Origin of the sequence: Streptomyces sp. NPDC046881, from assembly GCF_040645015.1 — a bacterium.
GTDB lineage: Bacteria > Actinomycetota > Actinomycetes > Streptomycetales > Streptomycetaceae > Streptomyces.
The window spans coordinates 1-16,879 of record NZ_JBEYXJ010000147.1 but is presented as its reverse complement, the minus strand read 5'-3'; the positions used below and the strand labels follow the sequence as shown (position 1 = coordinate 16,879).

The 16,879-nt window shown below is 73.3% G+C and carries 6 protein-coding genes; 5 read left to right on the top strand and 1 reads right to left on the bottom strand.

Annotation, left to right across the window (positions count from 1 at the left end; translation table 11 throughout):
• The 5 genes from ABZ923_RS37810 to ABZ923_RS37790 form a co-directional block, all read left to right on the top strand.
• On the top strand, positions 1-9,769 hold a 9,769-nt coding region (locus ABZ923_RS37810), incomplete at its 5' end, for a type I polyketide synthase (protein ID WP_361481741.1).
• A 163-nt stretch (positions 9,770-9,932) separates the two neighbouring features.
• Positions 9,933-11,189, top strand: coding sequence for a crotonyl-CoA carboxylase/reductase (gene ccrA / locus ABZ923_RS37805; protein WP_361481738.1), 1,257 nt, complete (start codon positions 9,933-9,935; stop codon positions 11,187-11,189).
• Between the two features lie 41 nt (positions 11,190-11,230).
• Entirely contained in the window at positions 11,231-12,430 is a 1,200-nt protein-coding gene (locus tag ABZ923_RS37800; protein WP_361481735.1) for a cytochrome P450, read from the top strand.
• Positions 12,431-12,701: 271 nt separating this feature from the next.
• Entirely contained in the window at positions 12,702-13,913 is a 1,212-nt protein-coding gene (locus tag ABZ923_RS37795) for a cytochrome P450 (protein ID WP_361481732.1), read from the top strand.
• An 86-nt stretch (positions 13,914-13,999) separates the two neighbouring features.
• Entirely contained in the window at positions 14,000-14,194 is a 195-nt protein-coding gene (locus ABZ923_RS37790) for a ferredoxin (RefSeq protein WP_361481729.1), read from the top strand.
• Between the two features lie 172 nt (positions 14,195-14,366).
• On the opposite strand, the gene ABZ923_RS37785 is transcribed toward ABZ923_RS37790, so the two are convergent.
• Positions 14,367-16,841 (bottom strand): AAA family ATPase, encoded by a 2,475-nt coding sequence (locus ABZ923_RS37785; protein ID WP_361481726.1) that lies wholly within the window; start codon positions 16,839-16,841, stop codon positions 14,367-14,369.
• Between the last annotated feature and the right edge of the window lie 38 nt (positions 16,842-16,879).

The following is a 16,879-nucleotide window of genomic DNA, read 5'->3' as shown; positions in this document are numbered from 1 at the left end:
CACGTGGGAGACGTTCGAGCGGGCCGGTATCGACGCGGAGTCGGTGCGCGGGAGCCGTACCGGGGTCTTCGTCGGCTCCGGCTACCAGGACTACGTCAACCTCCTGGTCGGGGTGGGCGGCGAGTCGGACGGCCATCTCGGGACCGGCAACTCCGCCAGTGTGATGTCCGGCCGCATCGCCTACACCTTCGGCCTGGAGGGCCCGGCGGTCACCGTCGACACGGCGTGTTCGTCGTCCCTGGTGGCGCTGCACTGGGCGATCCAGGCGCTGCGTGGCGGTGAATGCTCGATGGCGCTGGCCGGCGGCGTGCAGGTGATGACCACGCCCACCGCGTTCGTGGAGTTCAGCCGGCAGCGCGGCCTGGCCGCCGACGGACGCTGCAAGGCGTTCGGCGCCGGTGCCGACGGCACGGGCTGGGCCGAGGGCGTCGGCATGCTGCTGGTGGAACGGCTGTCCGACGCCCGGCGCAACGGTCACCGGGTGCTGGCCGTCGTCCGTGGCAGCGCCGTCAACCAGGACGGCGCCTCCAACGGCCTGACCGCGCCCAACGGCCCGGCGCAGCAGCGGGTGATCCGCCAGGCCCTGGCATCGGCGGGCCTGTCTCCCGCCCAGATCGACGTCGTGGAGGCGCACGGTACGGGCACGACGCTGGGTGATCCGATCGAGGCGCAGGCGCTGCTCGCCACGTACGGCCGGGAGCGGCCGCAGGGGCAGCCGTTGTGGCTGGGCTCGTTGAAGTCCAACATCGGTCACGCGCAGGCGGCCGCCGGCGTCGGCGGCATCATCAAGATGGTCATGGCGATGCGGCACGGTGTCCTGCCGCGGACCCTGCACGTGGACGAGCCGACGCCGCACGTGGACTGGTCGGCCGGTGACGTCCGACTGCTGAGCGAGGCCGTGGAGTGGCCGCAGACCGATCACCCGCGCCGGGCCGCCGTGTCGTCCTTCGGCGTCAGCGGCACCAACGCCCACACCATCATCGAACAGGCCCCGCCGGCCCAGGACGAGGAGCCCGCAGGGGCGCCCTCCGACGGCCCCCTGGCGTGGGTGCTCTCCGCCAGGAGTGACGCGGCGCTGAAGGCCCAGGCGGCCCGGCTGCTGCCCCGTGTACGGGGCGAGGTCCGGCCGCACGACATCGGGCTCTCGCTGGCCACGACCCGCGCGGCCCTGCGTCACCGGGCCGCGGTCGTGGGGGAGAACCATGAGGAACTGCTCCTCGGGCTGGCGGACCTGGCCGCCGGGACCCCTTCGTCCCGTGTGCTGCTGGGCCGCCCGGCCGGCGGCAGGACGGCCTTCCTGTTCTCGGGTCAGGGCTCGCAGCGCATCGGCATGGGGCGTGAGCTGCACGCGGCGTTCCCCGTCTTCGCCGCGGCGTACGACGAGGTGTGCGCGCGTCTGGACGCCCCGGTCGACGTCGATGCCGAGACCCTGCAGCAGACCGGGTGCACCCAGCCCGCGCTCTTCGCGGTCGAGGTGGCCCTGTTCCGGCTCCTCGAATCCCTGGGCGTGCGGCCCGACTTCGTCGTGGGCCACTCCGTGGGCGAGATCGCCGCCGCGCACGTGACCGGAGCGCTGTCCCTCGACGACGCGGCGAAGCTGGTGTCCGCCCGCGCCGCGCTGATGCAGGCCCTGCCCGCGGGCGGCGCGATGATCGCCGTGCAGGCGACCGAAGAGGAAGTCCTGTCCCACCTCACCGACGGGGTGAGCATCGCCGCGGTCAACGGCCCCTCGTCGGTGGTGATTTCCGGTGACGAGACGGCGGCCCTGGCGATCGCCGCGTTCTTCGCCGGTCAGGGCCGCAAGACGTCCCGGCTGAAGGTCAGCCACGCCTTCCACTCGCCGCTGATGGACCCGATGCTGGAGGAGTTCGCCGAGGTCGTCCGTGGCCTGGCCTTCGGGAAGCCGCAGTTACCCGTCGTCTCCAACCTCACGGGCCGGCTCGTCGACGCCTACACCCCCGAGTACTGGGTCCGGCACGTCCGTGAGGCCGTCCGCTTCGCCGACGGCGTGCGGACCCTGCACGGCCTGGACGTGCAGACCTTCGTGGAGATCGGCCCGGGCGGCGTCCTCAGCGGCATGGCGCAGAGCTGCCTCGACGGTGTCGTCACGGTGCCCACGCTGCGGGCCGACCGCCCCGAGCGGCAGGCGCTCGTCACGGCCCTGGCTCATCTGCACACCCACGGTGTCGCGGTGGACTGGAGTGTCTTCTTCGCCGGTGCGCGCAGGACCGACCTGCCGACGTACGCCTTCCAGCACGAGCGGTACTGGGTCGCCGCCCCGGAAACGGCTGCCGCCGCCGCGGGGGTGGATCCGGTGGACGCGGAGTTCTGGGAGACCGTGGAGCGCGAGGACCTGCAGGCCCTCGCCGAGACCCTGGACATCGGGGCGGGGGACGCGTTCAGCGAGGTGCTGCCGCGGCTGTCGTCGTGGCGGCGGCAGCGCAAGGAGCAGTCCACCGTCGACAACTGGCGCTACCGCGAGACGTGGAAGCGCCTGGGCGAGCCGGCTTCGGCCGGGATCGGCGGCACCTGGCTGTTGGCCGTACCCGAGGAGGAGGACGAGCGGACGGCCGCGGTGCGCGCCGCGCTCACGGCTCGCGGCGCCACTGCGAAGACACTGGTCGTCGGCGCGGCGAGCGACCGCGCCCACCTGGCCCGCCGGCTGGCCGGGACCGGGCCGGTCGACGGCGTCCTGTCCCTGCTTCTCACCGGCGACCCCGCGCCGCCCACCCTGCTGCTCGTGCAAGCCCTGGGCGACGCGGGCGTCGACGCCCCGCTGTGGTGCCTCACCTCGGGCGCGGTGGCCGTGAGCCCCTCCGACGCCGTACGCGACGCCCGGCACGCCCAGGTCTGGGGGCTGGGCCGCACCGTCGCCCTGGAACTGCCCCGACGCTGGGGCGGCCTGATCGACCTGCCGGAGACCGTCGACGACCAAGCCGCCGCACGCCTGGCCGACGTGCTGGGACAGACGCTGACGGGCCGGTGGGAGGAGGACCAGCTCGCCGTCCGCGCCTCAGGCGTCCACGCCCGGCGGCTCGCCCACGCACCGGCACGAGCAGCCGCCACCCGCCGCTGGCAGCCCCGCGGCACCGTCCTCGTCACCGGTGGTACGGGCGCGCTGGGCGGCCACGTCGCCCGCTGGCTGGCGCGCGGCGGCGCCGAACACCTCGTCCTCGCCGGCCGCCGGGGCGCGGACGCCCCGGGCGCCGCCGCCCTGCGGGCCGAACTGGAGGACCTGGGCGCACGGGTCACCGTCACCGCGTGCGACGTGGCCGACCGCGCGGCCGTGAAAGCCCTGCTCGCCGGGCACGTCTTCACCGCCGTCGTGCATGCCGCCGGGGTCGCCGACGCCGGCACGGTCGACGCCACCACCCCGGCCGCCTTCGCCGCCGCGCTCGCCGCCAAGGCAGACGGCGCGGCGCACCTGGACGAACTGCTGGGCGACCAGGAGCTCGACGCCTTCGTCCTCTTCTCCTCCATCTCCGGAGTCTGGGGCAGCGGCGGCCAGGCCGCCTACGCCGCCGGCAACGCCTTCCTCGACGCTCTCGCCCGGCAGCGCCGCGACCGCGGCCTCACCGCGACCGCCGTGTCCTGGGGTCCCTGGGCCGACGGCGGCATGGTCGAGGACGGCGACGACGAGGAGCGGCTGCGCCGTCGCGGCCTCAGTGCCATGAGCCCCGCGTCGGCGATCACCGCCCTGCAGCGCGCGCTCGACCGCGACGAGACCCTGGTGACCGTGGCCGACGTGGACTGGTCGCGCTTCATCGTGCCGTTCACCCTCGGCCGGCCCAGCCCGCTGCTCGGCGACCTCCCCGAGGTGCGCGCGGCGCTCGCGCAGGACACCCCCGAGGACCGCCACGGCACCGGAGCGCTCGCCGAGAGCCTGGCCGGGCTGTCGTCCGAGGACCGCGCACGTGCCGTCGTGGACCTCGTGCGCACGCACGCCGCCGCCGTCCTCGGCCACCGTGGAGCGGGCGCCGTCGAGTCCGACCGGCCCTTCCGGGACCTCGGCTTCGACTCCCTGACCGCGGTGGAACTGCGCAACCGGATCAACGAGGCCACCGGCCTCGCCCTGCCCACGACGCTGGTCTTCGACCACCCCACGGCCGCGGACCTCGCCGCCCACCTGCTCGCCGAACTCACCGGCGGCCAGGACGAGGCGGCCATGCCCGCGGCGGCCGCCACGGTGCTGGACGAGCCGATCGCCATCATCGCGATGGCCTGCCGCTACCCCGGCGGCGTGCGCTCCCCCGAGGACCTGTGGGAGCTGGTCGCCTCGGGCCGCGATGCGATCTCCCGATTCCCCGGCAACCGCGGCTGGGACGTCGAGGCGCTCTACCACCCGGACCCCGACCACCCTGGCACCACGTACACCACCCACGGCGGATTCCTCCACGACGCGGACGAGTTCGACCCCGCGGTCTTCGGCATCAGCCCACGCGAGGCCGTCGCCATGGACCCGCAGCAGCGCCTGCTGCTGGAGACCGCCTGGGAGGCCTTCGAGCGCGCCGGGATCGCCCCCGACGCGATGCGCTCCACCGCCACGGGCGTCTTCGTCGGCTCCGGCTACCAGGACTACACCGGCCGTCCGCTCAAGGTGCCCGACGGCGTCGAGGGCTACCTCCCCAGCGGCAACGCGGCCAGCGTGATCTCCGGCCGCCTCTCCTACACCTTCGGCCTCCAGGGGCCCTCGGTCACCGTCGACACCGCGTGCTCGTCCTCGCTGACCGCCCTCCACCTCGCCGTCCAGGCGCTGCGGGGCGGCGAGTGCTCCATGGCGCTGGCCGGCGGTGTGATGGTGATGGCCGGGCCGTCCGCGTTCACCATGTCGAGCCGGCAGCGCGCGCTGTCCGCCGACGGCCGCTGCAAGGCGTTCTCCTCGTCCGCCGACGGCACCGGCTTCGCCGAGGGCGTCGGCCTGGTCCTGGTGGAGCGGCTGTCCGACGCCCGCCGCAACGGGCACGAGGTCCTGGCCGTCGTGCGGGGCAGCGCGGTCAACCAGGACGGCGCCTCCAACGGCCTGACCGCGCCCAGCGGCAGGGCCCAGCAGCAGGTCATCCGGCAGGCGCTGGCCAATGCCCGGCTCGGCCCGGACGAGGTGGACGCCGTGGAGGCCCACGGCACCGGAACGCGGCTCGGCGACCCGATCGAGGCGCAGGCGCTGCTGGCCACCTACGGCAAGGAGCGTTCCGGGGGCCGGCCGCTGTGGCTGGGCTCGCTGAAGTCCAACATCGGCCACGCGCAGGCGGCCGCGGGCGTCGGCGGTGTCATCAAGATGGTGATGGCCATCCGTAACGGCGTCCTGCCGCGAACGCTGCACGTCGACGAGCCGACCCCGGACGTCGACTGGTCCGACGGGACCGTGCGCCTGCTGACCAAGCAGACCGCCTGGCCCGACCAGGGCAGGCCACGGCGTGCGGCCGTCTCCTCCTTCGGGATGAGCGGCACCAACGTACACACCATCATCGAGCAGGCCCCGAAGACCACGCCCGCCACCGAGGACGCGCCGACGCCCGTGGCGGAGGAGGCCCCCGCCGTGGAGGGTGAGCGGACGCCCGTGGTGCAGGACGCTCCCGTCGTCGAGGACGAACGGCCCCCCGCCCTGCAAGGCGGGACCGGCGCCCGGCCCTTGAACGTGATCCCGTGGGCGCTGTCCGCGAAGACCGACCGGTCCCTGCGTGCGCAGGCCCGCCGGCTGCTGAACCACCTCGACCGCACCGCAGGGCTCGCCCTGACCGATGTCGGCCGCGCCCTCGTCACCTCGCGGACGCAGCTGGAGCAGCGGGCTGTGGTCGTCGGCCGTGACCGGCACGAGCTGCGGGCCGGGCTCGCGGCGCTCGCCGACGGCGCACCCGCGGACACGGTGGTCCAGGGCACCGCCGCGGCCTCCGGCAAGGTCGCCTTCGTCTTCCCTGGTCACGGCTCGCAGTGGACGCAGATGGCCCGCGAACTGCTGGACACCTCACCGGTCTTCGCCGAGCAGGCGAACACCTGCGCCGAGGCGTTCGCCCCCTACCTCGACTGGCCGCTGCTCGACGTCCTGCGCGCCGAGCCCGGTGCGCAGGACGTGGCCGAGGTGGAGGTCGCCCAACCCGCGCTGTTCACGGTGATGGTGTCGCTGGCCGCCCTGTGGCGCTCCTACGGTGTGACGCCTGCCGCCGTCGTCGGCCACTCGCAGGGCGAGGTCGCCGCCGCGTACGTCGCGGGCGCGCTGACGCTGGACGACGCGGCCCGGATCGTGGCCCTGCGCAGCCGCTCGCTGACCAAGCTCATCGGCCACGGCGCGATGCTCGCGGTCGCCATGCCCGCCGAACGGGCCCGCGCGAGGCTGGAGAAGTACGGGGACCGGCTGTCGGTCGCCGCGGTGAACGGGCCCGCCGCCCTGACCGTCTCCGGAGAGCCCGGCGCGGTCGACGAACTCCTGGCGGAACTCCAGGACGAGGGCGTGCGCGTGCGCAAGGTCCGCGGCGCCACCGGCGCTGGACACTCCGCCCAGGTCGAGAGCCTGCGCAGCGAACTCCTGGAGCTGCTGGCCCCGGTCGCGCCGCGTGCCGCCGACGTCCCCTTCTATTCCACGGTGACCGGCACGGTGCTGGACACCATCGCCCTGGACGCCGGGTACTGGTACCGCAACGCGCGGCACACGGTGGAGTTCGAGCGGACCGTACGGACGCTGCTCGCGGACGGGCACGGGGTGTTCGTCGAGTGCAGCCCGCACCCGCTGCTGGCCGGCGCGGTGCAGGAGATCGCGGAGGAGGCCGGTGCCGACGCCGTGACCGGCGCTTCGCTGCGCAGAGACCAGGGCGGCATGGACCGCTTCCTGCGCTCCGTGTCCGAACTCCACGTGAGCGGCGTGCACGTGGACTTGACGGTCCCCTTCGCCGGGCGTCCGGTACGGCGCGTGGACCTGCCGACGTACGCCTTCCAGAGGCAGCGGTACTGGCTGGAGAGCGCCGATCCCGTGCCCGCGGGCGCCGACCCGGTCGAGGCCGGGTTCTGGGAGCTGGTGGAGAACGCGGACCTGCCCGGGCTCGCCGGTGAACTCGGTGCGGACGACGCCGCCCTCGTCGGCCCGGCGTTGCCGGTGCTGTCCGCCTGGCGTCGGCGCAGCCGCGAGAAGTCCACGGTGGACGGCTGGCGCTACCGCGTCTCCTTCCGGCGGCTGACCGACCACCCGGCACCCCGCCTGGACGGCCTGTGGCTCGCCGTACTCCCCGCCGGACTCGCGGACGCGCAGTGGGCGCCCTGCGTCGTCGGCGTGCTCGGCGCCCACGGCGCCAAGGTGCGGGTCGTCGAACTCCCCGTCGACTGCGACCGCGCGCAGGCGGGAAAACGGCTCGCCGAGGAACTCGGCGGCGAACAGCCCGCCGGTGTCCTGTCGATGCTCGGCCTCGCCCCCGGCTGCCACCCGGCCCACCCGACGCTGTCCGCGAGCCTCGCCACGACCGTCAGCCTGATACAGGCGCTCGGCGACATCGACGTCCAGGCACCGCTGTGGTGCGCGACCCGCGGAGCCGTGTCCACCGGAGACACCGACCCGCTGCGCGACGCCGGTCAGGCACAGCTGTGGGGTCTGGGCGTCGTCGCCGCGCTGGAACTGCCCCGGCGCTGGGGCGGTCTCGTCGATCTGCCCGGGACGCCGGACGAGCACGCCCTGCGCCGCCTGGCCGGAGTGCTGGCCCAGCATGACGAGGACCAGCTCGCCGTACGTGCCGACGGCGTGTACGGCCGGCGCATGGTCCGGGCACGGCCGGCCGACGCGGAGCCCGCGACACCGTGGCAGCCTCGCGGCACCGTCCTGGTCACCGGCGGAACCGGCGGCGTGGGCCGGCACCTGGCCCGTTGGCTGGCCGGCGCGGGCGCGCAGCACGTGGTGCTCACCAGCAGGAGCGGGCCCGACGCCCCCGGTGCGCGGGAACTGCACGCGGAGCTGACCGCCCTGGGCGCCGAAGTGACCATCGCCGCCTGCGACATCGCCGACCGCGACGCGGTGGCCCAGCTGCTCGCCGGCATCGAGTCGCGGCACCCGCTCACCGCGGTGCTGCACGCCGCCGGCACGGCCCGGTCGTCCGTGCTGGCCGACGCCGGTCTCGACGAGTTCGCCGAAGCCGCGGCCGCCAAGGTCACCGGCGCGCTCCATCTCGACGCGTTGCTCGACGGCCGTGAGCTGGACGCGTTCGTCCTCTTCGCCTCCGGTGCCGGTGTCTGGGGCAGCGGTGGGCAGGCCTCCTACGCCTGCGCCAACGCCTTCCTCGACGCCCTGGCACTGCGGCGGCGGGCCCGCGGCCTGACCGCGACCTCGGTCGCCTGGGGCGGCTGGGCGGGCGGCGGCATGGTCGACGACGCGGTCCAGGAGCGCGGCGAGCGGCGTGGCCTGGGCGTCATGGACCCCGAACTGGCGATCTCCGCCCTGCGCCAGGCCGTCGAGCACGGCGAGGCGGCCCTCACCGTCGCCCCCATCGACTGGGAGAAGTTCCTGCCCGCGTTCACCGTGGGACGGCCCAGTCCGCTGCTGGCCGACCTGCCCGACGTACAGCGGCTCCTGGAGGCCGGCCGGGCCGAGCAGGCCGCCGGCGAGGAGGCCGGCGGCGCGGCGGCGCTGGCGGCCGAACTCGCCGGACTGGCCCCGGCCGAGCAGGAGGAGCGGCTGCTGGAGCACGTCCGCTCCCAGAGCGCCGTGGTCCTCGGTCACGCATCGGCCGAGGACGTGCTGCCCACCGCGCACTTCCTGGAACTCGGCTTCGACTCGCTCACCGCCATCGACCTGCGCCGGCGCCTGTCGTCGGCGACCGGTCTGCATCTTCCCGCCGGACTGGCCTTCGACCATCCCACGCCCGCCAGGCTCGCCAAGCACCTGCTGACGCGGCTCCAGGGCGCCGGCCGTGGCACCGCACAGGAGCGGCCCACCGACATGCTGGTGCAGCTCTACCGGCACGCGAGCGAGAACGGGACGGCCGCCGAGGCCATGGGCATGCTGATGGAGGCGGCCCGCTTCCGGCCGTCGTTCGGCAGGGCCGAGGAACTGGCCCGGCCGCCCGCCCCGGTACGGCTGTCCCAGGGCGAGGGTCCCCTCGCGCTGATGTGCTTCTCGCCGTACGTCGTACCGGCCGGGGCGCACCAGTACGCGCGGTTCGCCGCACCCTTCCGGGACCGGCTGGACGTGTGGGCACTGGTCCACCCCGGCTACGAGAAGGAGGAGCCGGTTCCGTCCGACCCGGACGTCGTGCTCCGGCTGCACGCGCGGACCGTACGGGAGTGCGCCGGCGGAAAGCCGGTCGTCCTGCTCGGCTACTCCTCGGGCGGCTGGATCGCCCACGGCGTGGCGGCACACCTGGAGGCCATGGGCGAGCCGCCGGCAGCCGTGGTGATGGTCGACAGCTTCAGCCGAGAGGTCCCCTTCGACCCCCGGGTGCTGAACGCGATGGCGCAGGCGCAGGCGCAGCGCCTGGAGTTCATGAGGTCCGGCGGCGAACAGCTCACCGCGATGGGCCGCTATATGCGCCTGTTCGACGACTGGGCAGCGCCGGAGATCGCCGCACCGACCCTGCTCGTTCGGGCGAGCGAGCCCATGCCGTCCGGCGCCGCGGACGGCGACGGACGCGCGGCACCGCCCGAGCACGTGGACACGATCGTCGAAGTGCCCGGAAACCACTACTCGATGGTGGAGGACCACGCCGCCACCACCGCGGCGGCGGTGGATTCCTGGCTGGCGGACGTCGTCACCGATGCGTCCGGCCCCGACGCGCCCGCGCACGCACCGACCGCATGACCGGCTCGCGACCATCGCGAGCACCCCGGACCGGACAGAACGTATACGGACAGAACGTATCCGGGCGAGGTGGATCTGGACGGAGCAGTTCCCGACAGAGCAGATCCCGACAGAGCAGATCCCGGGCGGAGCAGATGACAGAGCAGATGTGGGAGAGAAAACCATGACGAAGGCGCTCTACGAGATCGGCGAGACCCCGCCGCTCGGTGAGGTCCCGCGGCAGATGTACGCCTCGGTGATCCGCCAGAACCGCTTCGGAGAGCCGAAACAGGCGTTCCGCACCGAGGTCGTCGACACCCCCGCGGTGGGCCGGGGCCAGGTGCTGGTCTACGTGATGGCCGCCGGCATCAACTACAACAACGTGTGGTCCTCGCTGGGCAAGCCCGTCGACGTCATCGGGATGCGGCAGCGCCAGGGACAGCCCGAGGACTTCCACATCGGCGGCTCGGAGGCCTCCGGCGTGGTGTGGGCCGTCGGTGAAGGCGTCCGCTCCGTCAAGGTGGGGGACCACGTGCTGCTCACCAGCGGCCAGTGGGACGAGACCGCCGAGGACATCCGGCTGGGCACGGACCCTCTGGTATCGGAGTCCATCAAGGCCTGGGGGTACGAGACCAACTACGGTTCCTTCGCACAGTTCTGCCGCGTCGACGAGTACCAGTGCCACCCCAAGCCCGCCCACCTCTCGTGGGAGGAGTCGGCGGCCTTCCTGCTCACCGGGCCCACCGCCTACCGGCAGTTGTTCGGCTGGCAGGGCAACACGGTCCGCCCCGGTGACCCCGTGCTGATCTGGGGCGGTGCGGGCGGCCTCGGCTCGATGGCCATCCAGCTCGTCAGGCTGGCCGGCGGCATCCCGATCGCCGTGGTCTCCAGCGAGGACCGCTCCGAGTACTGTCGCCGCCTCGGGGCCGAGGGCACCGTCAACCGCCGCGACTTCGACCACTGGGGCCGGCTGCCCGATGCCGGGGACTCCGAGGCGTCGGCGCGCTTCCTGCGCGGCGCCCGCGGGGTCGGGAAGAAGATCTGGGAGATCCTCGGCGAACGCAAGTCCCCGCGGATCGTCCTGGAGCACAGCGGCCAGGACACCCTGCCGACCTCGATGTACCTGTGCGACAACGCCGGCATGGTGGTGATCTGCGGCGGCACCTCCGGCTACAACGGCGACGTCGACCTGCGCCACCTGTGGATGCGCTCCAAGCGCCTCCAGGGCTCGCACTACGCCGACACCCGCCAGTGCCGCGAGGTCATCAGTCTCGTCGGCGCCGGCCTGCTCGACCCCTGTCTGTCCGCCTGCGACGGCTTCCAGGACATCGGACGCATGCACCAGATGATGCACGACAACGTGCACCCCTCCGGGAACATGGCCGTCCTCGTGAACGCGCCCCGGCGCGGCGAGACCACACTCCCACTCGCCGCCGCCTGACCGGTCCCGTCGTACGAACCCACACCCACGCAAGGAGAGTCATGCCCGAGCCCACCGCCGACGCACCCGCCGTCCCCAAGGCCCGCAGTTGCCCGTTCCTGCCGCCGGACGGCATGGCCGACGTCCGGGCGGCCGCCCCGGTGTCCCGGGCCACCTTCACCAGCGGCCACGAGGCGTGGCTGGTGACCGGCTACGAGGAGGTGCGCGCCCTGCTGCGCGACCCCTCGTTCAGCGTCCGGGTGCCCCACGCGCTGCACACCCAGGACGGTGTCGTCACCCAGAAGCCCGGCCGCGGCAGCCTGCTGTGGCAGGACGAGCCGGAGCACACCGCGGACCGCAAGCTGCTCGCCAAGGAGTTCACCGTCCGGCGCATGCAGGCGCTCCGCCCGAACATCCAGCGCATCGTCGACGAGCACCTCGACGCCATCGAGGCGGGGGGCGGTCCGGTCGACCTGGTGAAGACCTTCGCCAACCCGGTGCCTTCCATGGTGATCTCCGACCTGTTCGGGGTCCCCGTCGAGCGCCGGGCGGAGTTCCAGGAGATCGCCGAGGCCATGATGCGCGTCGACCAGGACGCCGCCGCCACCGAGGCCGCCGGCATGCGCCTGGGCGGGCTGCTCTACCAGCTCGTCCAGGAGCGCCGCGCCCACCCCGGAGACGACCTGATCTCGGCACTGATCAACACCGAGGACCCCGACGGCGTCGTCGACGACATGTTCCTCATGAACGCGGCCGGCACCCTGCTGATAGCGGCCCACGACACCACCGCCTGCATGATCGGCCTCGGTGCGGCGCTGCTCCTCGACCGCCCCGACCAGCTGGCCCTGCTGCGCGAGGACCCGTCGCTGGTCGGCAACGCGGTCGAGGAGCTGCTGCGCTACCTCACCATCGGCCAGTTCGGCGGCGAGCGCGTCGCCACCCGGGACGTGGAACTCGGCGGCGTGCGCATCGCCGAGGGCGAGCAGGTCGTCGCGCACGTACTCGCCGCCGACTTCGACCCCTCCTTCGTCGAGGAGCCGGAGCGCTTCGACATCACCCGCCGCCCCGCCCCGCACCTGGCCTTCGGCTTCGGCGCCCACCAGTGCATTGGTCAGCAACTGGCCCGGATCGAGCTGCAGATCGTCTTCGAGACCCTGTTCCGCCGCTTCCCGACCCTGCGCCTGGCCAAGCCCGTCGAGGAGCTCCGCTTCCGCGACGACATGGTCTTCTACGGCGTGCACGAGCTGCCCGTCACCTGGTGACCCCCTCACCACGGCCCACTCCCACAGGAGATCAGCACCCCCGGACCGCGTGCGCTGATCACGCCGTGCGTCGCCGCCTCGCCGCGACTCCCGCGCCGCGGCGGCGGTCCTCGCGCCGACCGCGCCGCAGCGCCTCTTGCACCGCCCCGCCCGACGCGGCGGCGTTCGCGTTCCCGGGCCGCCCCACGCGCACCCCCGTTCACCGAGGCGTCTGCTCAGCCATGCCCGCACCGATGAACGGCCGCACTGCCGATTGTTCGAAAGGCACCACATGACCGAGACCGAAATCCGCCCCACCGGAGCGCCGCAGTCCTTCCCCCAGGACAGGACCTGCCCCTACCAGCCGCCGAAGGCCTACGAGCAATGGCGGGGCGAGAGCCCGCTGACGCAGGTCACCCTCTTCGACGGCCGGCCGGCGTGGCTGATCACCGGGCATGCCGAGGGACGGGCGCTGCTCGTCGATCCACGGCTGTCCTCCGACTGGGGTCACCCGGTCTTCCCCGTCGTCGTCCAGCGCACCGAGGGCCGTGGCGGGCTCGCGTTCCCGCTGATCGGTGTCGACGACCCCCTGCACGCCCGGCAGCGGCGCATGCTGATCCCCAGCTTCGGCGTCAAGCGCATGAACGCCATCCGTCCCAGGCTGCAGAGCCTCGTCGACCGGCTCCTGGACGACATGCTGGCGAAGGGGCCGGTCGCAGACCTGGTGTCGGCCTTCGCGCTGCCGGTGCCCTCCATGGCGATCTGCGAACTCCTGGGCGTCCCGTACGGCGACCACCACTTCTTCGAGGAGCGTTCCCGCGACTTCGTGGGCGCCGCGACGTCGGCGGAGGCCGACGCGGCCTTCGGCGAGCTGTACACGTACCTGCACGGCCTGGTCCTGAAGAAGCAGGCCGAGCCCGAGGACGGCCTGCTGGACGAGCTGATCGCACGGCAGTTGGAGGAGGGCGAGCTGGACCACGACGAGGTGGTCATGATCGCGCTGGTCCTGCTGGTGGCCGGCCACGAGACCACCGTCAACGCGATCGCTCTCGGGGCCCTCACCCTCATCCAGCACCCCGAACAGATCGACACGCTGCGGCGCGATCCCGGTGCGATCGCGGGAGTCGTCGAGGAGCTGCTGCGGTTCACCTCCGTCTCCGACTACATCGTCCGGTTGGCCAAGGAGGACATCGAGGTCGGCGGTGAGACCATCAAGGCCGGGGACGCGGTGCTGGTCTCCATCACGCTGATGAACCGCGACGCCAAGGCGTACGAGAACCCCGACGTCTTCGACGCCCGGCGCGACGCACGTCACCACGTCGGCTTCGGCCACGGCATCCATCAGTGCCTGGGGCAGAATCTGGCCCGCGCCGAACTCGAGATCGCCCTCGGCACGCTCTTCGCCCGCATCCCGGGCCTGCGGCTGGCCGTGCCCCTCGACGAGGTGCCCATCAAGGCCGGCCACGACGCCCAGGGCCCGATCGAGCTCCCCGTCACCTGGTGAGGCTCCCGACGCGACGAACGCAAGGAACGCAAGGAACGCAAACGCAAGGAGCGCAAGGAACGGCAGGAAAGGAGGGGGGACACGCCATGCGCATCACCATCGACCGCGAGCGGTGCATCGGCTCCGGCCAGTGCGTCATGACCGCACCCGGCGTCTTCACACAGGACGACGACGCGCTGGTCGCCCTGGTCCCGGGACATGAGGACGGGGCGGGGGACCCCCGCGTGCACGACGTCCCCATGGCCTGTCCGGTACAGGCGGTCGCGGTCTTCGAGAACTGAGAGGACTCAGCGGCATCGGCCGGAGACGTCGGATCCGCGGCCGTGCGAGCGGTGGCTCTCCGAAGGAGCCGGGCGGCCAGGGCCACCGCTTGCTGGAATCCCGCGGCGGCGCATCACGGGGACAGGGAACCGGATGGGTCGACCGACGAGGCGGTGCAGGGGGCCGGCACGCTCATCGGCCGTCGCCAGGCCGGTCCCGTTCCGGTCCCCGGTCCGCGGACGCGTCGCCGGCACCGTGGCCCAGCAGTTCGTGGAGCAGCGGGGTCGCGGGCAGCGCCGGGTGCAGGTACACGCGCTCGCGGCGTTGTTCGACGGCGGCCAGCAGCATCCGGAAGGCAGCCCTCGCGTCCTCGGTCCGCCCCGCGTGATGGTGTGCCTGGCCCAACAGGCCCAGATGGAGCGGATGGCGCAAGTACGTCCTGGACCCGCCCAGTTCGGCGAGCGAGGTGTGCATGAGGGCGAGGCCGTCGTCGTGGTCTCCGGCGTGCGCCAGGGCCCATCCCTTGACGACGCCCAGCATCGCCTTCCAGTAGAGAAGGCCGTGTTCGCCTGCGACGCGGACGCCGTCGTCGCCCGAGGCGAGTGCGGTGTGGGTGTCGCCCTCCCACGCCGCGACGACCCCGTCCACGTACAGTGCGAAGGAGCGGTCGGACGGTCTGCTGTCGTACGCGGTGAGGCTCAGCAGCTCACGTCGGCGCGCGTCGGCGGTCTGCCGGTTTCCGAGGAGCCAGTGGGTGAAGGTGTCGTACGAGCGGCAGGAGACGCGTGGGTCGTGCTGGAAGGTACGCGCCAGCTCGTGACCCTCGTTGGCGAAACGATCCGCCATGCCGACGCCGCGTTCCAGTTCGGCGAGTGCCTGCGGCAGCATTCCGCGCACATGCAGCACGATGCCCTCGCCGTACGCCGCACCCAGCGCCGCCACCGGCTCCCGGGTCTGCCGCGAGAGATCCCGCAGCAGACGGGAGAACTGCCGCGAGGCGTCGTAGCGGCCGCTGACCAGGCTTGCCGCACACAGCGCCCAGAGCACCGACGGGTCCTCGGGGGCATGGGTGGCCGTGCTGAGGGCGCGCCCGCGCGTCAGCGCCGTCTCGGCCTCGGGGTGGCCGTAGCCGCGCGTGGTGGCGAGCACCTGGCCGAGCTGGATGTGCAGCTTCTGTTCGAGCGCCACCGTGGCGGAATCGTCCGGCGGCAGGAAGCCGACCAGGTGCACCGCGCGGCGCAGCCAGATCTCCACCTGCTCGTACGCCACGGACCGCTCGGCGTGTTCCGCGGCGAGCAGCAGCCGAGGCAGCACCTCGGCGGCGGTCAGTGCACTCTTGGCGTGCCAGCTGTGATGGGCCACCCGCTCGATCTCCTCGTCCCCCACCTGCCCCCGCCTGCGTGCGCACAGCGCGTCGGCGACCCTGGCGTGCAGGCGGTGGCGGTCCTCCCGCGGAAGCTCGTCGACGAGCGTCTCCTGGACCAGGGCGTGAGCGAAGTGCAGCCGCCCCGGATGGTGCGGGTCCTCCCCGAGCAGGCCGGCGCGGATGGCCGACTCAAGGCCGGCGATGACCGGTTCGTCGCGCGTGGCGGTCCGGTGCAGCAGGTCGGTGTCCACCTCGGGCCCGATGACGGCACACAGCCGAAGCACCCGGAGGACCGGCTCGGGGAGCGCGGTGAACCGCTGGTGCAGCGCCTCGCGTACGCCGGTGGGAATCTGGGCCAGGAGCGCGTCGACCGCGTCGGGGCGATGGAGTCTTCGCGCATCACCCACGAGGGAGAGGAGCTGCATCACGAAGTACGGGTTGCCCTCGCTGCGCCGGTGCAGCACCGCGACCACCTTCGGGTCCACACCCGGCCCCGCGTGTGCCTCGACCAGGGCGCCGACGGCCCGCAGGGAGAGCCCGCAGAGCCGCAGCGTCTCGGTCCTGGGGCCGCGGAGCACGTCGGAGACCATCCGGCGCAGCGTTGCGTCCGACTCGGCCTCGAACTCCCGGGCGGTGAGCACGATGCCGAGCGGATGGCCCTGGCAGCGGGTGCTCAGGAGCCTGAGCAGGTCGAGGGAGGCGTGGTCCGCCCATTGCAGGTCTTCGAGGAGCAGCACCAGCGGCTGCTGCCCGGCGAGGGTGAGCAACACCTCGCACACCGCGTCGTGGGCGAGGAAGCGGGCCTGGCCCCAGTCGGAGGCCCACTTCGGGCCCGCGCCCCGGGTCGCCGACCGTTCGGGCATCAGTGGTGCGAGCAGGGCCTCGAACGGTTCCGTCGCCTCGCGAAAGGCATCCGGCCGGGTGGCGGACAGGCGCCGCAGGATCTGGGTCCACAGCCAGTAGGCGGGGACGCCTTCCCCGGGGAAGCAGTGGCTCCAGACCACCTCCGGCCCGGGATCCGTCTCCTGTGCGTCCATGCTCTCCAGCCGCGCAGCGAGTTCGAGCAGCAGGCGGGTCTTTCCGACGCCTGGGGGGCCGAGGACGCCGGCCACATGGCCCTGGCCCACGACCGCGCTCGCGGCGGCGGTGGTCAGGCGGGCGAGTTCCTGGCTGCGGCCGGTGAACGGGGACGGGGCAGCCGTCCACGCCGACTCGAACTCCGGGGGCCCGCCGGCCTCCGGGGACCCGTTGGCCCTCGGGGACCCGCCGGCCTCCGGGGCGGCTGGAGAGCATGGACGCACAGGAGACGGATCCCGGGCCGGAGGTGGTCTGGAGCCAC

What these genes read in the sequence shown, in the direction of transcription:
- ccrA (WP_361481738.1), top strand. Translation starts at nt 9,933, where the DNA reads ATGACGAAGGCGCTCTACGAGATCGGCGAGACCCCGCCGCTCGGTGAG.
- ABZ923_RS37800 (WP_361481735.1), top strand. Translation starts at nt 11,231, where the DNA reads ATGCCCGAGCCCACCGCCGACGCACCCGCCGTCCCCAAGGCCCGCAGT.
- ABZ923_RS37790 (WP_361481729.1), top strand. Translation starts at nt 14,000, where the DNA reads ATGCGCATCACCATCGACCGCGAGCGGTGCATCGGCTCCGGCCAGTGC.
- ABZ923_RS37795 (WP_361481732.1), top strand. Translation starts at nt 12,702, where the DNA reads ATGACCGAGACCGAAATCCGCCCCACCGGAGCGCCGCAGTCCTTCCCC.